General features: G+C 45.1%; 16 protein-coding genes and 2 tRNA genes. 7 read left to right on the top strand and 11 right to left on the bottom strand.

Going from position 1 to position 20641, the window contains the following annotated elements; translation table 11 throughout:
• Nucleotides 1-76: 76 nt before the first annotated feature.
• Nucleotides 77-152 (bottom strand) — tRNA-His (locus RH88_RS10085).
• A gap of 35 nt (nt 153-187) precedes the next feature.
• A tRNA-Arg gene (locus RH88_RS10090) sits at nt 188-264 on the bottom strand.
• A gap of 289 nt (nt 265-553) precedes the next feature.
• Between RH88_RS10090 and RH88_RS10095 the strand changes: the two genes are divergently transcribed.
• The gene (locus RH88_RS10095; protein ID WP_005595533.1) at nt 554-967 is read left to right on the top strand and encodes a c-type cytochrome; all 414 of its coding nucleotides are present in this window, start codon (nt 554-556) and stop codon (nt 965-967) included.
• 128 nt (nt 968-1095) lie between these two features.
• On the opposite strand, the gene rep is transcribed toward RH88_RS10095, so the two are convergent.
• Nucleotides 1096-3114, bottom strand: coding sequence for a DNA helicase Rep (rep, locus tag RH88_RS10100; RefSeq protein ID WP_005595534.1), 2019 nt, complete (start codon nt 3112-3114; stop codon nt 1096-1098).
• 213 nt (nt 3115-3327) lie between these two features.
• On the opposite strand from rep, the gene RH88_RS10105 reads away from it, so the two are divergent.
• The 4 genes from RH88_RS10105 (at nt 3328) to ubiK (ending at nt 8587) form a co-directional block, all read left to right on the top strand.
• Complete coding sequence (locus RH88_RS10105) at nt 3328-3909, top strand: TetR/AcrR family transcriptional regulator (RefSeq protein WP_005595535.1); 582 nt, start codon at nt 3328-3330, stop codon at nt 3907-3909.
• Between the two features lie 18 nt (nt 3910-3927).
• A complete protein-coding gene (locus tag RH88_RS10110; protein WP_005595536.1) occupies nt 3928-5034 on the top strand; it encodes an efflux RND transporter periplasmic adaptor subunit in 1107 nt (368 codons plus the stop codon).
• 11 nt (nt 5035-5045) lie between these two features.
• Nucleotides 5046-8171 (top strand): multidrug efflux RND transporter permease subunit, encoded by a 3126-nt coding sequence (locus RH88_RS10115; RefSeq protein WP_005595537.1) that lies wholly within the window; start codon nt 5046-5048, stop codon nt 8169-8171.
• A 164-nt stretch (nt 8172-8335) separates the two neighbouring features.
• Nucleotides 8336-8587, top strand: a complete 252-nt coding sequence (gene ubiK, locus RH88_RS10120; RefSeq protein WP_005595538.1) for a ubiquinone biosynthesis accessory factor UbiK — start codon at nt 8336-8338, stop codon at nt 8585-8587.
• A gap of 197 nt (nt 8588-8784) precedes the next feature.
• Here ubiK and ilvC read toward each other — a convergent pair whose 3' ends face one another.
• Entirely contained in the window at nt 8785-10269 is a 1485-nt protein-coding gene (ilvC, locus tag RH88_RS10125) for a ketol-acid reductoisomerase (protein WP_005595540.1), read from the bottom strand.
• A 145-nt stretch (nt 10270-10414) separates the two neighbouring features.
• Between ilvC and ilvY the strand changes: the two genes are divergently transcribed.
• Entirely contained in the window at nt 10415-11305 is an 891-nt protein-coding gene (gene ilvY / locus RH88_RS10130) for an HTH-type transcriptional activator IlvY (protein WP_005595541.1), read from the top strand.
• A 52-nt stretch (nt 11306-11357) separates the two neighbouring features.
• On the opposite strand, the gene hemN is transcribed toward ilvY, so the two are convergent.
• From hemN to RH88_RS10160, 5 genes are all read right to left on the bottom strand, one after another.
• On the bottom strand, nt 11358-12746 hold the full coding sequence (hemN, locus tag RH88_RS10135; RefSeq protein WP_005595543.1) for an oxygen-independent coproporphyrinogen III oxidase: 1389 nt from the start codon (nt 12744-12746) through the stop codon (nt 11358-11360).
• A gap of 188 nt (nt 12747-12934) precedes the next feature.
• Nucleotides 12935-13423, bottom strand: a complete 489-nt coding sequence (locus tag RH88_RS10140) for a DUF2489 domain-containing protein (protein ID WP_005595545.1) — start codon at nt 13421-13423, stop codon at nt 12935-12937.
• An 8-nt stretch (nt 13424-13431) separates the two neighbouring features.
• Nucleotides 13432-13992, bottom strand: a complete 561-nt coding sequence (gene yihI, locus RH88_RS10145; RefSeq protein ID WP_005595546.1) for a Der GTPase-activating protein YihI — start codon at nt 13990-13992, stop codon at nt 13432-13434.
• A complete protein-coding gene (locus tag RH88_RS10150) occupies nt 13992-14630 on the bottom strand; it encodes a class I SAM-dependent methyltransferase (RefSeq protein WP_005595547.1) in 639 nt (212 codons plus the stop codon). The genes yihI and RH88_RS10150 overlap by 1 nt, the downstream gene beginning before the upstream one ends.
• Before the next feature lie 809 nt (nt 14631-15439).
• Nucleotides 15440-16057, bottom strand: a complete 618-nt coding sequence (locus tag RH88_RS10160; RefSeq protein ID WP_005595551.1) for a c-type cytochrome — start codon at nt 16055-16057, stop codon at nt 15440-15442.
• A 148-nt stretch (nt 16058-16205) separates the two neighbouring features.
• On the opposite strand from RH88_RS10160, the gene yihA reads away from it, so the two are divergent.
• On the top strand, nt 16206-16871 hold the full coding sequence (gene yihA, locus RH88_RS10165; protein ID WP_005595553.1) for a ribosome biogenesis GTP-binding protein YihA/YsxC: 666 nt from the start codon (nt 16206-16208) through the stop codon (nt 16869-16871).
• 395 nt (nt 16872-17266) lie between these two features.
• Here the strand turns inward: yihA and spfP are convergent, their stop codons facing one another.
• Both spfP and polA read right to left on the bottom strand, forming a co-directional pair.
• The gene (gene spfP, locus RH88_RS24160; protein WP_438356636.1) at nt 17267-17314 is read right to left on the bottom strand and encodes a small protein SpfP; all 48 of its coding nucleotides are present in this window, start codon (nt 17312-17314) and stop codon (nt 17267-17269) included.
• Nucleotides 17315-17507: 193 nt separating this feature from the next.
• Nucleotides 17508-20309, bottom strand: coding sequence for a DNA polymerase I (polA, locus tag RH88_RS10170; protein ID WP_005595557.1), 2802 nt, complete (start codon nt 20307-20309; stop codon nt 17508-17510).
• Nucleotides 20310-20641: the final 332 nt, after the last annotated feature.

A 20641-nucleotide genomic window follows, 5' to 3' on the forward strand; every position in this document is an offset into this window, starting at 1 on the left:
ACCAAGCTGCGCTATTCACCGACTTAAGTTTCTTCTCGATTTTCATCAAGAAAGGGAGCAAATGCTACCTGAATAATGGGGTGGCTAACGAGGCTTGAACTCGCGACAACCGGAATCACAATCCGGGACTCTACCAACTGAGCTATAGCCACCACTGTTTTTTTACCGATAATACTTCCGAGGCACATGGTGCGCCCGAAAGGATTCGAACCTTCGACCTTTGGCTCCGGAGGCCAACGCTCTATCCAGCTGAGCTACGGGCGCATGCCCTATCGGCGGAGAGGAATAATACGGATATCACACTATTGCGTCTAGTACTTTTTCAACTTTTTTTACCGTTTGACGCCTTTTTCAGCAACATAGACTAATTAAAAACCAATCCTGCGTGTGATGTACCCCCTGTCGCTGGGAAGTTATTGTTTATTGCAACAACTTATCGGGATATAATCACCTAATGTTTACATTGATTTAACAGCTTTACTTGCTGTTCGTCAATTTACACACTAATAAAAGGTAAGCTTGAACTTACCCTCAGGAATGTACAGTGAGTTTAATGGATATGTCTCGAAAAATCTTAACCACCTTAATCGCTGCCGTCGCCTTTTCTGGCGCCGCCTTTGCAGCAAGTGTGAACCAAGAAGAATACGATGCGATAGCAGAAAGGATCAAACCTGTTGGTAATGTTTATTTAGCGGGCAGTGAACCTGTGGTCGCGGAACCAACCGGTCCTCGTGATGGCGCGAGTGTTTATGGCACCTTCTGTATTGCTTGTCATGCCACAGGCGTCAGTGGCGCACCTAAGATTGGTGATGCTGCTGATTGGGCTCCTCGCATTGCTCAAGGCGAAGCGGTGCTAAATGACCACGCTATTAATGGCTTCAATGCGATGCCAGCCAAAGGGGCATGTATGGATTGTTCTGATGAAGAAATCATCGCAGCCATCAAACACATGACTGATGGCCTATAAAAACGGCTACTGGATTAAATGATGCACGTGAAAAAGGCTTGGTCGAAACCAAGCCTTTTGTGTTTTTAATCGTACTGATTTGCAGTCGCTACCTTTAACCCAGGTTTAGGCGAATCAATTTAACTTCGTTACTTTTTATTAAACATCGATCTTAAATTGGCAATGTGCGCCTGCCCTTTCGCCATACGCTCTTCTTGGGTGACCGGCTTCTTCGTCTGTTCCCACTCCACATCATCAAATGGCAATTCATCTAAGAAGCGGCTTTGCGTTGGTTTCAGTAACTCACCATATTGGCGACGTTCACGGCACATGGTAAAGGTCAGCTCTTTCTGTGCTCGAGTGATCCCCACGTACATCAAGCGACGCTCTTCTTCGACGTTATCTTCATCAATACTGGTTTGGTGTGGCAAGATGCCCTCTTCCGAACCGAGCAGATAGACGTAAGGGAACTCCAAACCTTTCGAAGCGTGTAGCGTCATCAATTGCACTGCATCACTGTCTTCATCTTCTTCATTACGCTCCATCATATCGCGCAGAGTTAGACGTTGAACCACCTCTTTTAAGGATTTTTCTTCTTGATCGTAATTATCACCTTCTAAATCAGCCACAATCCACGAATAGAGATCCGAAACGTTTTTCATCCGCATTTCTGCCGCTTTCGGGCTTGAAGATGTCTCATACAGCCAATCTTCATAATGGATATCACGCACCAATGATCGTACCGCTTCAACTGTATCGCCACGCTCAGCTTGATCGGCAATCTTCACCAGCCAGGTCGTAAAGCGCTGTAAATTCTCTAAACCTCGTCCGGTAAGATGCTGCTCGAGGCCCATTTCAAAACTGGCCTCAAATAGGCTTTTACCACGCATGTTAGCGTAACTGCCGAGCTTCTCTAGAGTGACCGGGCCAATCTCACGCTTAGGCGTGTTGACAATACGTAGGAATGCATTGTCATCATCTGGGTTTACCAATACTTTTAGGTAAGCCATGATGTCCTTGATTTCTGCGCGTGCAAAAAACGACGTGCCGCCAGACAATTTGTATGGCACCCGGTTTTGCATCAGTGACTTTTCAATCAGACGAGATTGGTGATTGCCACGGTACAAAATCGCATAGTCGCGGTAGTTGGTACGATTAAGAAACTTATGCGCAATGATCTCACCGGTCACACGTTCCGCTTCATGATCTTCATTTTTCGCCAGTAGCACCTTGAGTTTTTCGCCATCAGGCAGCTCAGAGAACAACGATTTCTCGTATACGTGCGGGTTATTGGCGATCAGAATGTTGGCACAACGCAGAATTCGGTTGGTCGAACGATAGTTTTGCTCCAACTTGATCAGTTTTAAGTTCGGGTAATCTTGCCCCAACAACACTAAGTTTTGCGGTTTTGCCCCACGCCATGAGTAAATTGATTGGTCATCATCGCCCACCACCGTCAAACGCTCGCGCTGGCCGACTAACAAACGTACTAATTCATACTGGCTGGTGTTGGTATCTTGATATTCATCCACCAGCAGGTAACGAATGCGATTCTGCCAACGCGTTCGAGCTTCTTCGTTGGTCCGCAGTAACAATACCGGCAATGCGATCAAATCATCAAAATCAAGCGCGTTGTAGGCTCGCATCTGTTTCTGGTACATCTCAAAACAAAAAGCAAACAACTGCTGTTGCTCGCCTTGAGCGTAGGCTTTAGCTTGCTCTGGCGTGAGCATGTCGTTCTTCCAGTTGGATATCGCGCTGAGCAATTGGCGCAGCAGATCTTTATCGCCATCCAATTGGGTTTCGGTCAGCTCTTTGAGTAGTGCCAACTGGTCTTGATCATCAAACAGCGAAAAGCCCGCTTTTAAGCCCAGGTGCTTGTGTTCACGCTTGATGATGTTAAGACCTAAGGTATGGAAGGTGGAAACCATCAAGCCTTTTGCTTCTTGCTTACCTAATGTTTGCCCAACGCGCTCTTTCATTTCACGCGCGGCTTTATTGGTAAAGGTTACCGCAGCAATGTTACGCGCCTTGTAACCACACTGCTGAACCAAATAAGCGATTTTGTTCGTGATAACACGAGTTTTGCCTGAGCCTGCGCCTGCCAACACAAGACATGGGCCTGACACATACTTTACCGCTTGATCTTGTCCGGGGTTCAGCTTCATGAGGGTCTCATCTCGAAAAAATATTGCCGCTTATAATAATAGTGCAACCTTGTTATTACCATGATTAATGGTAGGCCAAATAATTTCACTCAAAACGAAGAAAAATCATTGGATTGACAAGATTTTTACAGATTTAGGGCCATACTATATTGCAAACACTGGCCGATTTTGGCCTAATAATGAATGAACGTTCATTCATTAGTGATAGGAAAAATGTCAAGAAAGATCTCTTTAGATAAACACGCACAAATTTTAGCTGCAGCGGAAAAGCTAATTGCAGACTCAGGCTTTCATGGCCTGTCGATGCAAAAAGTCGCCACGGCAGCAGGAGTCGCCGCGGGTACCATTTATCGATATTTTTCTGACAAAGAACAATTACTCAATGAAGTTCGACTTCATGTAGCCAAACGTATAGCCACAGCCGTTCAAAGCGGCGTAACGGACGATATGCCCTTAAAAACGGCCTTCCATACTATGTGGCTAAACATTTGGAACCTGGCATCCTGTGAGATGGATGCACTAAGTAGCCGAGTCCAATATGAATCTCTTCCCGCGACCGACGATCAACAGGTTAGGGAACTTGAGCGCAAAATGTTTGACCAAGTAGAGCGTTTGTTTATTGAAGGCAAGAAACAAAAGATATTTAAGCAATTGGATAATCAAGTGCTATTTGTTTTGAGCTTTGAATCAAGTGTCACCCTTGCGAGAAAACACGCGCTGGGATTCTATAAACTGAAAGATGACGAATTAGACGCCGTCATCGAAGCCAGTTGGGATGCAATAATTACTCATTAACTTGGAGTTCCAATTAGAATGAAAAAGTGGACTTTCTTCATGTTACTTATTGCGATACTACTGTTCGGTAGTGTGATAGGTTTCAATCTGTTCAAGCAGCATAAAATTGCCGAATACATGGCGAACCGACCCGAGGCGGAATTCCCCGTCACCGCCATTACGGTTAAATCGGTAGATTGGGTACCAGTGATCGAGGCGATCGGCTTCATCGAACCCAATCAGGGCGTTACCCTCGCCAATGAAACCAGCGGTATTATTGATAACATTAGCTTTGATTCAGGTACCCAAGTCGAGCAAGACCAACTCCTGGTTGAGCTAGATTCTGCAGTCGAGCAAGCCAATCTCAAAAGTGCTCAAGCCAAAGTTCCTGCGGCAAAAGCCAAATACAAGCGTTACCAGGGCCTCTTCAAGAAAGGCTCCATCTCTAAAGAAGCACTCGATGAAGCTGGTGCAAATTACTTCTCTCTTGTTGCTGATGTCGAAAGTTTAAAAGCCTCTATCGATCGTCGTGAAATCCGTGCACCTTTCGCCGGTGAAGTGGGTATCCGTAACGTTTATCTTGGTCAATATCTGCAAACCGGTACTGACATTGTCCGTTTAGAAGACACCAGTGTGATGCGTTTACGTTTCACCGTTCCGCAAACCGATATCTCTCGTATCAATCTAGGCCAAGAAGTCGACATTTTCGTTGATGCTTACCCTGAACGTCCATTCAAAGGCGCAATTACGGCCATAGAACCAGCCGTTGCAGTACAAAGTGGCTTGATTCAAGTGCAAGCAAGCATTCCAAACAGCGATGGTAAATTACGTAGCGGCATGTTCGCGCGTGCCAATATCATTTTACCACTCGTTGCTGATCAAGTGACCTTGCCGCAAACCGCGATTACCTACACCTTATACGGCGATAATGTTTACATTATTACTGAAGAAGACGGAGAGAAACGCGTAACACAGCAAGTGGTGAAAGTGGGCGAACGTACAACAGATATCGCTCATATTCTTGAAGGCGTAAAACCCGGTGATGTCGTTGTCACCTCTGGTCAGGTTCGTCTGAGTAACCATGCCAAAGTGCGTGTGGTTGAAGACACGGCCCTTACTCCACCAAAAGAAACACCAATGCTGTAACCGGAGGCTTCATGCGCTTTACTGATGTTTTTATTAAACGTCCAGTTTTAGCGGTATCGATCAGTTTCTTGATTGCTTTGCTTGGTCTTCAAGCAATCTTCAAGATGCAGGTTCGAGAATACCCTGAAATGACAAATACCGTGGTCACGGTGACCACCGGTTACTACGGTGCCAGTGCAGACTTAATCCAAGGCTTTATTACTCAGCCATTGGAGCAAGCCGTTGCACAGGCCGACAATATTGATTTCATGACATCACAATCGGTACTCGGTCAATCAACGATTACTGTGACAATGAAGCTCAATACCGATCCCAACGCGGCATTGGCAGACATACTGGCAAAAACCAACTCGGTGCGGTCACAACTACCGAAAGAAGCGGAAGATCCGACAGTAAGTATGTCGACCGGTTCAACAACGGCGGTTCTCTACATCGGTTTTACCAGTGATGATCTCTCTTCAAGCCAGATCACCGATTACCTTGAGCGTGTGATTAACCCACAGCTATTCACGGTCAATGGTGTATCCAAAGTCGACATGTATGGTGGTATGAAATACGCCCTACGTGTTTGGCTTGACCCATACAAAATGGGCGCGCTTGATCTTACTGCAACCGATGTTATGGGCGTTCTTAGTGCCAACAACTATCAATCCGCCACAGGCCAAGCCACTGGTGAGTTTGTGTTGTATAACGGCAGTGCTGACACTCAGGTTTCTAATGTTGAAGAGCTCAAAGCACTCGTGGTGAAAACCGGTAAAGGTAACGTTATTCGCTTAGGTGATATTGCTAAGGTCACTTTAGACAAGAGTCACGACGTTTACCGCGCCAGTGCTAATGGCAAAGAAGCTGTGGTCGCAGCAATCAATGCCGCGCCAAGCGCGAACCCAATCAACATTGCTGCAGATGTAATGGCGTTACTGCCTCAACTAGAGCGTAACTTACCTAGTAACATCAAAATGAACATCATGTATGACTCCACGATTGCCATCAACGAGTCAATTCATGAAGTTATCAAAACCATTTTGGAAGCTGCTTTGATTGTATTGGTGGTGATCACCATTTTCCTCGGTTCGTTCCGAGCGGTTGTGATCCCTATTGTCACCATTCCACTCTCACTGATTGGTGTGGCAATGGTAATGCAAGGCATGGGCTTCTCGTGGAACTTGATGACACTGTTGGCGATGGTTTTGGCTATCGGTCTGGTGGTGGATGACGCCATCGTGGTATTGGAAAACGTTGACCGTCATATCAAAGAAGGCGAATCGCCATTCCGTGCTGCGATTATTGGTACGCGTGAAATCGCCGTTCCGGTTATCGCAATGACACTGACATTAGGTGCGGTATATGCGCCAATCGCTTTGATGGGTGGTATTACCGGTGCGCTATTTAAAGAGTTTGCGCTGACCTTGGCGGGTGCGGTTTTTGTTTCAGGTATCATCGCATTAACACTATCACCAATGATGTGTTCGAAGATGCTGAAAGCCACCGACAAGCCAAGCAAGTTTGAACAAACCGTGCATCACTTCCTCGATAAGATGACCAATCGCTACGAAAGCATGATTGACGCGGTAATGAAACATCGCCCAGTTGTGATTGCCTTTGCGATAATCGTCTTTGCCACTCTTCCGATCCTGTTTAAGTTCATCCCAAGTGAACTGGCACCATCAGAAGATAAAGGCGTGGTGGTGTTACTGGGTACTGGCCCAGCGAATGCCAACTTAGACTATTTGCAAAACACCATGAATGACGTGAATAAGATTCTGTCAGACCAACCTGAAGTGGAATACGCTCAGGTCTTCACTGGTGTACCAAACTCCAACCAAGCCTTTGGTCTTGCGACACTAAAACCGTGGAGCCAACGTGATGCCAGCCAAGCTGAAATAACTAAGCGCGTCGGCGATTTGGTCGCTAATGTACCAGGCATGGCAGTAACGGCATTCCAGATGCCAGAACTACCAGGGGCGGGTTCAGGTCTACCGTTGCAGTTCGTTATTACGACACCAAATAGCTTTGAGAGCTTGTTCACTATCGCCAGCGATATCCTGACACAAGTGATGAAGAGCCCAATGTTTGTCTATTCTGATCTCGATTTGAACTATGGTTCTGCCACAATGAAAATCAGCATCGATAAAGATAAAGCAGGTGCGTATGGCGTAACGATGCAAGATATCGGTATCACCTTAAGTACCATGATGGCCGATGGTTATGTAAACCGTATCGACCTCAACGGCCGTTCATACGAAGTAATCCCTCAGGTAGAGCGTAAATGGCGCTTAAACCCTGAATCAATGGATAACTACTACGTCAGAACAGCCAGTGGTGAATCGATTCCACTTGGCAGCTTAATCAACATTGATGTAGTAGCCGCACCTCGTGCCCTACCTCACTTTAACCAGCTCAACTCAGCAACTGTCGGCGCGGTCCCTGCGCCGGGTGTGGCAATGGGTGATGCGGTGAAGTGGTTTGAAGATGTCGCGCAAAGCAGCTTGCCTACCGGCTATAACCACGACTATATGGGTGAATCACGCCAGTTCGTCACCGAAGGGAGCGCTCTATACGCCACCTTTGGCTTGGCATTGGCAATCATCTTCCTTGTTTTGGCGATTCAGTTCGAATCGATTCGTGACCCACTGGTCATCATGGTATCCGTACCACTGGCCATTTGTGGCGCCCTGATAGCCTTGGCTTGGGGGACGGCGACGATGAACATCTACTCGCAAGTTGGTTTGATTACCTTGGTGGGCCTGATCACCAAACACGGTATCTTGATTTGTGAAGTGGCCAAAGAAGAACAGTTACATAACAAGCTTTCACGCATTGACGCGGTGAAAGAAGCGGCGAAAGTACGTCTTCGCCCAATTCTGATGACCACCGCAGCGATGATCGCCGGCCTGATACCACTGCTCTATGCATCGGGTGCCGGTGCTGCACAGCGCTTTAGTATTGGTATTGTTATCGTATCTGGTCTGGCGATTGGTACACTATTCACGCTGTTTGTACTGCCAGTGATTTATAGTTACTTAGCAGAGCAACACAAACCACTACCTGTGTTTGTTGAAGATAAAGACTTAGAAAAACTGGCACGAGTGGATGAAGCGAAAGCTGTTCACCGTGAACGAGCAAATAAACCAAGTTAAGATTTATACCTCTCTATAAAGGCCACCTCGGTGGCCTTTTTTTCATTAGTACAAAAAGAAACCAGGCTACCAATGAGTAAAGAGTCGATTTTTTAGCATCAAAATGGCGACTTTCGCGTATCAATTACATAGAATGAATCCAAAGATACAGGAGTGTTCACACCATGTTTGACCCAAAGAAATTAGAGCAAATCGCGAAACAAATTCATGATTCAATGCCTCAGCCAGTAAAAGACCTTGGCTCAGATGTTGACCAAAAAGTACGTCAAGTAATCCAAGGCCAACTTAACAAACTCGACGTCGTTAGCCGCGAAGAGTTCGACGTGCAAACTCAAGTGCTACTACGTACTCGTCAAAAGCTAACTGAAATGGAAAAGAAACTGTCTGATCTAGAAGCAAAGCTAGCGGATAAATAGCGAGAAGCGAGAAGCGAGAAGCGAGAAAGGCTTGGTCCATACGGAACAAGCCTTTTTTGTTGATGCTGTTTTTATCTTTATTTTTGCGCCTTCGATTCAAATCAAGAACGCAGGGATAAGGCTCCAGTTCCTAAAGAGAAGACGCGCCGTTTACGAAACTAAATCAGCGCATCAGAGTTATCCCCTAGCACAATAAATTAGCCGCCTACCGCGATGTGCTTCATATCCGTCATGTAACCACGAAGCTCTTCACCAATGTATTCTACTGGGTGGTTGCGAATCGCATCATTCACTTCAATCAGTTGCTGGTTATCAACTTGGTTTGATTCTTCACCTAGGCCTTTACCGATGACATCAATACCCACTGATGGCATGAATTTCTCGCGCAGTAACGGCGTTGCAACGTTAGCAAACAGGTAGTTACCATATTCTGCTGTGTCGGAGATAACCACGTTCATTTCGTATAGACGCTTACGCGCAACAGTGTTGGCGATTAACGGCAGTTCGTGTAGTGATTCGTAGTACGCTGACTCATCGATGATGCCTGATGCTGTCATCGCTTCAAATGCTAGCTCAACCCCAGCACGTACCATCGCTACCATAAGGATGCCGTTATCGAAGTACTCTTGCTCTGAGATTTGGATGTTTGATTCTGGGTAGTTTTCAAACGCCGTTTCACCGGTCTCTGCACGCCAACCTAGTAGGTTCACATCATCGTTTGCCCAGTCAGCCATCATGGTGCGAGAGAACTCACCTTCAATGATGTCATCCATGTGCTTGTTGTATAGCGGACGCATCAGATCTTTCAGCTCTTCCGAAAGCTCAAACGCTTTGATTTTTGCAGGGTTTGATAGACGGTCCATCATGTGTGTGATGCCACCGAATTTCAGTGCTTCAGTTACCGTTTCCCAACCAAATTGCAGCAGTTTACCTGCGTATGCTGGATCGATACCTTCCGCAACCATCTTCTCGTAACAAACGATTGAACCCGCTTGTAGCATGCCACAAAGGATAGTTTGCTCACCCATTAGGTCTGACTTCACTTCTGCAACGAATGAAGACTCTAGACAACCTGCACGATGACCACCAGTTGCCGCAGCCCATGCTTTAGCGATATCCCAACCTTCACCTTTTGGATCGTTCTCAGGGTGAACGGCGATAAGCGTTGGTACACCAAAACCGCGTTTGTATTCTTCACGAACTTCCGTACCTGGACACTTAGGCGCAACCATCACAACCGTTAGGTCGTCACGGATTTGCATACCTTCTTCAACGATATTGAAGCCGTGTGAGTAACCCAGTGCGGCACCTTGTTTCATCAATGGCATTACGGTTTCAACAACATTGGTGTGTTGCTTATCTGGGGTCAGGTTCACCACTAGGTCTGCTTGAGGGATTAGCGTTTCGTAGCTTGCCACTTCAAAGCCGTTCTCTTTGGCATTTTTGTATGACTGACGCTGCTCATCAATCGCTGCTTGGCGAAGTGCATATGCCACATCTAGGCCTGAGTCACGCATGTTAAGACCTTGGTTAAGACCTTGTGCGCCACAACCAACAATGACTACTTTTTTACCCTTCAGAAAATCTGCTTCTGTTGCAAACTCTGAACGGTCCATAAAACGACAACGACCTAGTTGGTCTAGTTGCTCACGCAAGTTTAGGGTATTGAAATAGTTAGCCATTGTAGGGCTCTCCTTTAAGAATAATGTCCGTTTGGTCGGCAATTTTGCTTACCGAATAACCTGATACTAAAGCAGACATTAAATTGCTTAAAGTGATATATTCACAATTAGTAATTGCAATTTATGCAACATGGACGTAACTAAAATGAACATTAAGAGTCTGCAGCTTTTCATTCACTTATGTGAAAGTAAAAACTTTGCCAAGACGGCTTCAGCGATGCACATTAGCCCTTCTGCGCTCAGTCGCCAAATTCAAAAGCTGGAAGCAGAATCTGGCCAAGCGCTGTTTTTACGCGATAATCGCAGCGTGGAATTAACCCCTTCCGGCAAAAAATTATTACCTGTAGCGCTCAATATTCTCGCAGAATGGCAGAACTATCAGGTGCAATTTGTTGAGCAAAACCAAGAGCTAAAGGGCGAAATCCGTCTGTTTTGCTCGGTCACCGCCAGCTACAGTCATCTACCTGAATTACTCTCAGAATTTCGTCTCCAACACCCTTTTATTGAATTTAAACTCTCGACCGGTGACCCTGCGCAAGCGATCGACAAGGTGCTCAATGATGACGCAGACATTGCAATTTCTGCCATGCCGAGCCAGCTACCTTCCCGAGTAGAATTTGAAATCATCAGTGAAATTCCATTGTCCGTGATTGCACCATCTGGGGTAAGTCACTTTGCCCAAGAACTGCAGCAAGAAAAACCCAACTGGAGTGAGATCCCCTTTATTGTTCCTGAGGCGGGTACCGCTCGTGAGCGCGCCAATACATGGTTCAAAGCAATGAAGATTAAACCCAACATCTACGCTCAGGTGTCCGGTCATGAAGCGATTGTCAGTATGGTGGCATTAGGGTGTGGTGTGGGTATTGCACCAGATGTGGTGATCAATAACAGTCCAGTAAGAGATAAGATCGAACGCTTAAAAGTGGCTTCGATTGCCCCTTTTGAGCTGGGTGTGTGCTGCAAACGTTCGCAACTAGACAATCCGCTCATCAAAGCGTTATGGAAAGTCGCGCAAGAGAAATTCATTACCCCTTAAAACAACAAAGCCACGCAATAGCGTGGCTTTAAAAATTGGCTTAACTCTTCGCTTAAATCACACGAGAAAATTGCTGCTGGCGAGCACGGTCACGTAAGTATTTATCGAAACACATACAGATGTTACGAATCAACAAACGACCACGTAATGTGACGCGAATTTCACTCTCATCCACTTCCACCAGTTCATCATTGATGAAGGTTTGCAGCAGCTCCAAGTCTTGAGCAAAGTAGCGGTTAAAATCGAGTTTAAATTCTTTTTCGATGAAGTCTTTATCAAGCTTAAAGTTACAAATCAGCTGCTTAATCACTTCACGACGAATCAAATCGTCATTATCCAGTGATACGCCTTTCCACAATGCGTGGCGCTGCTCATTCACTTGTTGATAGTACTTTTTCAGCTCTTTCTGGTTTTGTGCGTATGCATCACCAATCATTGAAATAGCCGAAACACCAAAACCAACTAAGTCACACTCACCTTGGGTAGTGTAGCCTTGGAAGTTACGATGCAAAATGCCTTCACGCTGAGCTACAGCCAGTTCATCCTCTGGTAAAGCAAAGTGATCCATACCAATAAATTGGTAGCCAGCACCAGTCAGTGTCGCAATGGTGTCTTGCAAGATATTCATCTTTTCAGATGCTTGTGGCAGATCTTCATCTTTAATCTTACGCTGCGCTGCGAACAATTGCGGCATGTGCGCGTAGTTAAACACCGATAGACGACCCGGTTGCATTTCCAACACTTGCTTTAAGGTTTCAGCAAAAGAATCTTTGGTCTGCTTTGGTAAGCCGTAGATCAAATCAAGGTTGGTCGAACGGAAGCCGAGCTCTTTGGCGCGCTGAACCATGGCAATAATAAAGTCTTCATCTTGCTCACGGTTAACCAACTTCTGTACTTCTTTATTGAAATCTTGCACGCCAATACTGAGGCGGTTAAAGCCTTCACCACGTAAGTGGTCTAGCACATCAAGCTCAATTTCGCGCGGATCAACTTCGATGCTGATTTCTGCGGTAGGCTCAAAATCAAACTCCCCACGTAAAATCGCCATCACACGGCTGATTTGCGCTTTTGATAAGAAGGTTGGCGTTCCGCCACCGAAGTGCAGTTGTGTTACTCGACGACCTTGTAGCAAGCTCGCGCGCGTGCGAATTTCAGCCTCAAGTACATCCAAGTATTCATCCGCTTTATGGGCGTGACGCGTAATAACCTTGTTACAACCACAGTAATAACAAAGTTTATGACAAAACGGGATATGGATATAAAGCGAGAGTGGTCTATCAGGGTATGCCGCACAGGCCATATCGTAATCAGCCACCGTAAAAGCTTCATGAAACTCTAATGCGGTTGGGTAGGATGTGTAACGCGGCCCAGAGTAGTTATACTTATCTAGAACGGTTTGATCCCACACAATTTGTTGGCTTGCGACTACTTGCTGCGACATGGTGATATTTCCACTTTGTGACTGAAAGGTCATGGTTATGTGAACGGTCTATTTTGCCATAGCCCTAAAAAGGAAAAACTAAGACAAACCGTTTTTTGAGTAGCAAAACTCAGAACTGCTAGCTCGATCACTCACTATTAAGTGTAAGCGATCGAGGCTATATCGTTCAGTCAAACTACCGATGAGGCTTAAAGCACTTGAATATTGATTTGATTGTTGAGCGGCTGTACGGTTTGTTGCAGCTGTTTTAATTCATCAACAATCGCATCTTGCAGGCGTGATTCTGCTTTTTGACGGGCCAAATTCTGTTGCATACGCTGTTGTTTTGGCAGCGCTTGACGGTCTTCACCGCGCGCCATGTCCTTCACGATATGGTAAAGCTCAGCGGTAGCCGGAAACTTCGTATCGAAGTCAATACGGTCATCGCCTTGAACATAATCCATAATGCAGTAAACGCGAATGCTGACTTCTGATAAATCACATTGTCCTTGGATGCCTGCCATACAAAGTGTGGTGACGTTCTCAAAGATATTCGCGTTACGTTTTTCAATCGCTAGCTTTTGATGCTTAAGCTGCAATTCCTTTTGCTTCTTCAGTTGGAGCAGAAGGTAACCTGCGTAAGACGCTAAGCCAAGAATGATAATTCCACCAGCTAAGGCTAATAAGGTTACGCTCATACTGACTGTTATCCTTTAAATTGGTCGAAATCGAACGATTCAAATTCAGACAGAAGATCGTCATCTGAGTTTGATTTTTTCGCTGTTTTCTTCGTTGCTGGCGCAGGCGTCTCTTCTTCAACATCGTCAGCGATGTCTTCTTCGTAAAGACCCAATTGCTTCATCAGTACTTCGATACGGTTTAGCTTCTCATCTACGTATTTCTGTAGACCTGAACCTAGATTTTCACCATCTTCGATACGATCAAGCAATACCAGTAACTGAGCATCATTTTCCAACATTTCCAGCTCTTGCGCTGCGCTAACGCGACGCTCTGCTTTGGTTGGTTTTTTCACTTCTGCAACGATAAGAGGAATTTTCTTCTTGCTGCCTAAGCGAGGATCACGTTGCTGTGCTGCTTTCTGATCTTTATTCTGTTTTGCTTCAGAGTTACGCGTACCGGTTTTTAGGCCTTTACGCTTTTTATCTCTTTTGCGCTCGCGACCTTCAACATCCGATTGGGTGCGATTACGAACAACGATAACATCAGCAGCTGCGCCGCCTGATCTAGATTTTTTACTACGACTCATTACTGGGCTTTCCTCAGTAAAATTACATCATTTCCTACAAATTCAAGTTCGAGCTTATCCCGCTCTGCCAAGTATTCAAACGTTGCTTGGCTAAAAAAGATCACATGGGTGAGATCGTTTTTATAGTGCCAATGGGCAAACGCTTCTACATCGATAACCATCTTGGTCATAACACCAAGCCAGCCACCGGGCTTAACTAAATTCAACCATTGCTGCCACACTTGAGCCGGCTCATATAAGTGCTCAATCACTTCGGTAGCAGTCACGAAGTCATACTGTTGCTCTAACACCGAACGTTGTGGGTGATAGTAAATATCGTATAACTTCATGGTATGGCCCAGCTCTTCCAACATTATCGAAAGTGTTGGTCCTGGCCCACAACCAAAATCTAACCCGTGAGATTGAGGTGCCACGCGTTGACAAATAGGGTCAGCCATACGCGATAAAAAGCGGCGATAACCCAAATCATTGGGGTTATTTTCGTGCAGATCATAATGCGCTTTTTCAGCTTTAGCATCCAATCGCTGCTCTGGGTTAACAAAGACCAGTGCACAGTTCGAGCATTCGAGGTACTGGCGGTGTTTGTCTTCAAAGTAGTGATGAGTGTGATTGCTTTGACAAAGCGGACAATGGTGCATCTTTACATCCTCAAACGGGGATGCGAAACATACCAGAAACTCGGCTTAGAGTGGAGTACTATTGTGCAATTTATCGTCAAATTGGTAAAAAATAGAGATAAAAAAAGCGATAGATGGCCTATCGCTTTCTAAATGCCACAAGGGCAAAACTGAGTCGTACAAAAAGTTGTACTCCAAAATTCCATTTGTTCTTAATGCTTTCCATGCCAAAAGGTGTTGTTTGCCATCATCCTGATGAGTTTTGGCTTTCCTTTTCAACATCCTGTTACTGGGCTAATCCTCAGCCTGATCCGTTTCCCTGTCTAAACCGTTAGACGAGTCAACCATCCTTATTTGAGCAGGTATCCTACCTACCCAATATCCTTATTCACTACCAAGCATTCGTTGCTTGCATCCGTGGAGACCATCCTAGTCTTTTGTTCCTAACTCACTCCCTGTGAATATGATTACTTTACTTCAGCTCTCTCTCAGCACAACCCATCAAACAAAAAAATTATGCTCACTTATTCACCAGCGCGATAAGTTAATGATTTTATTTTAATTTACTTTTCCGATGCCATTTTGGCTTGCCACACTATAGCGAATCTCTTACACCGCAATGAGCAAGATGGCCGTTGGCTCGTTATCTGGCTTAGTGACTCGAATCACACTTTAAGTGCAATTCATCCATGACTAAAGTGTATGACCAATAAGCACGATTATTAAAAATGAAGACGAGTAGTAAAAGAGAGGGACAAAAAAAGCCGCAACCGAGTCGCAGCTTTTTGATGTCGAACTGTTGAATACAACAGATAAGGAACTACATCGGTTTAATGTAAGCCACCCATGTAGTTCGAAAGTGTATCGATATCTTCATCGGTTAATTTCTGCGCGATATCACGCATCATTGCGTTCATATCGTTTTCACGAGTTCCATCGCGGAATTTGACCAATTGTGCTTTAATATAATCAGGTTGCTGACCCGAAATTTTCGGGAAACCTGACAACTCAGTGCCATTACCACGAGGGCCATGACAAGCAATACAAGCGGTCAATCCACGCTCGGCGTCACCCGCGGTATAAAGAACTTTACCTTGTTCCACAACATTTTCTGGAGTGGTGCTGTGTGCCAAAGGTAGAGAGGCATAATAAGCAGCAAGATCAGCCATATCTTGTTCATTTAAAGGAAGAGCCATACCACTCATCACTGGATCAAAACGGCCTTGTTTACCACCGCTTGTCATCCCAAGTTTGAGGTCTTTAAGCTGCTTCTCTAAATACTTTTCATGCTGACCCGCCAGTGACGGATACATGCCAAGTAAACTGTTACCATCAGCCCCATGGCAGGCAACACAAGTTTGAGATTTTTCTTTACCAGCTTCAATGCTGCCTTGGGCCCACACGGAGCAGCTGGCTAATAGGCTCACAATTAGCGCTAATTTCTTCATGACATTCCATTATAATTATCAAGCTTCCAGTACCACTCTGCACAACCACTCATGCTACAATAGGCGATCTTATGCCGAGTGCGGTTATTTTACACAATTTCACAAAAAAGTAATCAATTGACTACACAAAGTCGAGATGGAGTTAACAGTGAGCGTAAAAATTAATTACCAAAACACCCATTTCATCACAAGTGCACCTGATATTCGTCATTTGCCAGAGGATGAGGGAATCGAAATTGCGTTCGCCGGACGCTCCAACGCGGGTAAATCAAGCTCTTTGAACCGCCTAACCAACCAAAAGAGCTTGGCGAAAACCAGTAAAACACCTGGTCGTACCCAATTGATCAACCTTTTTAAGGTGACCGAAGGTTGCCACATTGTCGATCTACCGGGCTACGGTTTCGCGCAAGTTCCACTTGAGTTGAAGAAAAAATGGCAAAAATCTTTGGGTGAATACCTACAACAACGTCAATGCTTAAAAGGCTTGGTGGTGTTAATGGATATTCGTCACCCAATGAAAGATTTGGACCAACAACTGATTTTCTGGGCGGTTGACAGCGGTATTCCAGTTCAGGTTCTTCTGACTAAAGCAGACAAGCTAAAGAGCGGCGCACGTAAAGCACAGCTTTTGAAAATCCAAGAAGAAGCAATTGGATTTGGTGGCACAGTGAAAGTAGATGCTTTCTCGTCACTAAAAGGGATCGGTGTTGATGTATTACGCAACAAATTGGATGAGTGGTTTGCACCTGCATTTGCTCATTTAGTTGAGCAAGATATCGACCAAGACGATCACGCAGATTTCGACGGCGAATAAGCCATTTTCTGTTGCTAAAAGCCTCGCCTGTGCGAGGTTTTTTTATGCCAATTTTCCGCTCTAGCCGAAGGTCATACTGCCCACATTTACCACAATAACGCTTAATATCGACTGATTAGTGAGTGAAAAGAGAAAAGTACCCAAAGCGTTAAATCGGTTAAATACACCGCTTTATTTTCTAACAGAAATAACAATAAGAAGCTGGAAAAATATTACAAAATGCTTCTAAGTGACATATTTTGTTTCAGAACGGTCTAATTATCGTAAGTTGGTCACGAATTGCAGGGGAAATAAGAGGAATTGCGCAGCTCTGAAGGTAACTTATTCTTTATTAGGATATTTTTGCTTGGCACAATAAAAAACGCCCCAGCCAAAAACTGGCTGGGGCGGCTGAATCAGCCTAATCCAATAACGTGAAACAAAAGGTCTGAAAGATAGAACATCTTACCTCTGTACCCTACGTCGATTAATGTACAACAATTGGTCAGTGATGAAAACTATTTTTGTAAGTTTTTTTCATTTTGATTTAATTCAGCAACAGAAAAGCATTGTTCTACTAGGCTTTTTTAACATCAAAAAAAAGCCAGCGTTTGTGCGCTGGCTCATGCTATTTAAGGCAATTTGTCTAATTTTTGTCTAGTGCGCCTGATCCCAGTTATCACCGTGACCTGCTTCAGCAATTAGCGGCACCGCAAGTGTGGCCGCCGATTCCATCAATTCTTGTACTTTTGTTTCAATTTCGGCCAGTGCCGTCTCTTGAACTTCAAATACGAGTTCATCGTGCACTTGCATAAGCAATTTCACACGACCATCGCCTTCTTTTTCAATCCACTCATCAACCAGCAACATTGCCTTTTTAATAATATCCGCTGCAGTTCCCTGCATTGGTGCGTTGATTGCCGCACGTTCGGCTGCTTTACGACGCATACCATTACGTGACTGAATTTCAGGTAGGTGTAGACGACGGCCAAAGATGGTTTCCACATAGCCTTGCTCTGAAGCCGCGCTACGTGTGTCTTCCATATATTGCATCACACCAGGGTAACGCTCGAAATATTTGTTCATGTAATCTTGCGCTTCGCCGCGTGGAATACCAAGTTGCTTAGCCAGACCAAACGCACTCATGCCGTAAATCAATCCAAAGTTCACAGCTTTCGCGCGTCGACGTTGTTCTGATGAAACAAGATCAATCGTGGTTCCCATAATCTCTGCCGCGGTTGCCGCGTGGATATCTTTGCCTTCACGGAATGCCTCAAGCAACGCTTTGTCACCTGAAAGGTGCGCCATAATACGCAATTCAATTTGGGAATAGTCGACCGCGAGAATCTTATAACCATGCGGAGCAATAAAGGCCTGACGAATACGACGTCCTTCTTCATTACGGATTGGAATATTCTGCAGGTTTGGATCGGTCGAAGAAAGACGGCCCGTCGCGGTTACCGCTTGGTGGTAAGAGGTATGCACACGACCTGTCTCTGGGTTGATCATTTTTGGCAGCTTATCGGTATAGGTCGATTTAAGCTTAGCCAAACCACGATATTCCAAAATCAATTTTGGTAATGGATAGTCTAATGCCAATTCCTGCAACACTTCTTCATTGGTTGAAGGTGTGCCTGATGGCGTTTTCTTAATAACAGGTAGACCCATTTTTTCAAACAACAAAGCTTGCAACTGCTTTGGTGAATTCATATTGAATTCTTGCTCAGCCAGTTCATACGCTTTTTGCTCTAACTCATCCAAGCGCACAGCAATTTCTTGCGACTGTGCAGACAACTTCATGTCATCAATCAAAACGCCAGTACGTTCAATGCGGGATAAAACCGGCACCAAAGGCATTTCAATTTCATGATAAATCGCGTTGAGTTTGTCATCCTTTGCTAGGCTTTCATTTAAACGGTGGTGCAAACGCAATGTCACATCAGCATCTTCTGCGGCATAAGGTGACGCTTGCTCAAGGTCGATTTGGTTAAAGGTCAGCTGTTTCTTGCCCTTACCTGCCACTTGTTCAAATGAGATACAGCTATGCTGCAAGAAACGCAATGCCAAGCTATCCATATCATGCTTACCGCCCACGCTGTTATATACGTAGGAAGCCAACATGGTATCGAATTTAATGCCACGCATCTCAATGCCATAACGAGCAACGATGCTCGCATCGTACTTGAGGTTTTGACCTACTTTGGCTTGATTGTCATCTTCTAGCAGAGGCTTTAATTGCTCCAATACCCAATCACGATCAAGCTGTTGTGGAGCATCTAAATAGTCATGCGCCACTGGTACATAAGCGGCTACGCCTTCTTCGGTAGCAAAAGAGACACCAATCAGATTCGCGACCATGTAATCTAAGCTGTCAGTTTCGGTGTCAAAAGCAAACACGTCGCTCGCTTTAAGCTTTTCAAGCCAATGGTTAAAGCGCTCTTGATCAAGAATGGTCTCATATTGGCTACGGTCAATGCTGATCGCTGAACGGTCAATTTCCACTTGGTTTTCGCTTGCCGAAGGTGCTGATGGGACCGCTGCACCACTCTTCTCTATCGCTTCGACCACACCTGTGCCACCTTCAAGTAGCTCGTTTAGCCATGATTTGAAAACCAATTGGCCATACAGTTTGATCAACTCATCAGTGTTCGGTTGTTCTTTCACTAACTGCTCAGGCTTGAACTCCATTTCCACATCAAGCTTGATGGTCGCGAGCTGGTAAGAAAGCAATGCATTTTCTTTGTTGTCTTCCAGTTTTTTGGCCATGGTTTTCGAACCACGGAAGCCAAGTGGCGCAATATCATCAAGATTCTGATATAGCTTCTCCATGCTACCAATGCCTTGCAACAAAGCCGTGGCCGTTTTGTCACCCACCCCAGGAACACCAGGAATGTTATCCACTTTATCACCCATCAGTGCGAGGTAATCGATGATCAGTTCTGGTGGAATACCAAATTTTTCAATCACGCCTTCACGATCCAGCACCACATTGGTCATGGTATTGATCAAGGTGACATTTTCATCCACCAGCTGCGCCATATCTTTATCGCCAGTGCTGATCAAAACAGGGATCCCCTGCTGCGATGCTTGGTGTGCAAGTGTGCCAATTACGTCATCCGCTTCGACGCCCGAGATCGAGATCAATGGTAGGCCCATAGCGCGAATAACATTGTGCAGTGGCTCGATCTGACAGCGAAGATCATCAGGCATCGGAGGTCGATTTGCCTTGTATTCCGGATACATATCATCACGGAAGGTTTTTCCTTTCGCATCAAAGATCACCGCGATACGATCCGATGCAAATTGACGCATCATGCTACGCAGCATGTTTACCACGCCATAAACCGCATTGGTTGGAATATCACCATTACTCATGGTGCCTGGGTAAGCATGGAATGCACGGTATAGATAGGAAGAACCGTCGATCAGAATTAACGGGTTATCTGGAATACGAGCCATAGTCTTTTAGTTTCCAAAGAAAATGCAAAATAAGATCTGCTTAGAATGCCACGACTATGGCAGCGATGCCATGCAAACTCTGTGATGTCTCTTACGACATTTGTTTAGAATCTCAACAACCCAAGCAACCACTTGTGGATAACTCTGTTTATAATAATTATCCACTGCCTTTTCCTTTTGCCATTTTATTAGCCCGTACAATAATAAGATCTTGTTTTAAAAGAAAATATGAAAGGATCGATCGTTTGCAACGAGATCTAAAAACGATCTTCAATTGTGGAAAAGAGTGTTGATGCCCTTTTGTTCAAGGACAAATCGCAGCGATAAAAAAA

Origin of the sequence: Vibrio scophthalmi LMG 19158, from assembly GCF_000222585.1 — a bacterium.
Classification (GTDB): Bacteria; Pseudomonadota; Gammaproteobacteria; order Enterobacterales; family Vibrionaceae; genus Vibrio; species Vibrio scophthalmi.

Excerpts from the sequence above, each read along its gene's own strand:
- ubiK (WP_005595538.1), top strand. The coding sequence starts at position 8,336 with ATGTTTGACCCAAAGAAATTAGAGCAAATCGCGAAACAAATTCATGAT.
- RH88_RS10160 (WP_005595551.1), bottom strand. The coding sequence starts at position 16,057 with ATGAAGAAATTAGCGCTAATTGTGAGCCTATTAGCCAGCTGCTCCGTG.
- RH88_RS10115 (WP_005595537.1), top strand. The coding sequence starts at position 5,046 with ATGCGCTTTACTGATGTTTTTATTAAACGTCCAGTTTTAGCGGTATCG.
- ilvC (WP_005595540.1), bottom strand. The coding sequence starts at position 10,269 with ATGGCTAACTATTTCAATACCCTAAACTTGCGTGAGCAACTAGACCAA.
- yihI (WP_005595546.1), bottom strand. The coding sequence starts at position 13,992 with ATGAGTCGTAGTAAAAAATCTAGATCAGGCGGCGCAGCTGCTGATGTT.
- polA (WP_005595557.1), bottom strand. The coding sequence starts at position 20,309 with ATGGCTCGTATTCCAGATAACCCGTTAATTCTGATCGACGGTTCTTCC.
- RH88_RS10110 (WP_005595536.1), top strand. The coding sequence starts at position 3,928 with ATGAAAAAGTGGACTTTCTTCATGTTACTTATTGCGATACTACTGTTC.
- ilvY (WP_005595541.1), top strand. The coding sequence starts at position 10,415 with ATGAACATTAAGAGTCTGCAGCTTTTCATTCACTTATGTGAAAGTAAA.
- RH88_RS10150 (WP_005595547.1), bottom strand. The coding sequence starts at position 14,630 with ATGCACCATTGTCCGCTTTGTCAAAGCAATCACACTCATCACTACTTT.
- RH88_RS10140 (WP_005595545.1), bottom strand. The coding sequence starts at position 13,423 with ATGAGCGTAACCTTATTAGCCTTAGCTGGTGGAATTATCATTCTTGGC.
- rep (WP_005595534.1), bottom strand. The coding sequence starts at position 3,114 with ATGAAGCTGAACCCCGGACAAGATCAAGCGGTAAAGTATGTGTCAGGC.
- hemN (WP_005595543.1), bottom strand. The coding sequence starts at position 12,746 with ATGTCGCAGCAAGTAGTCGCAAGCCAACAAATTGTGTGGGATCAAACC.
- RH88_RS10105 (WP_005595535.1), top strand. The coding sequence starts at position 3,328 with ATGTCAAGAAAGATCTCTTTAGATAAACACGCACAAATTTTAGCTGCA.
- RH88_RS10095 (WP_005595533.1), top strand. The coding sequence starts at position 554 with ATGGATATGTCTCGAAAAATCTTAACCACCTTAATCGCTGCCGTCGCC.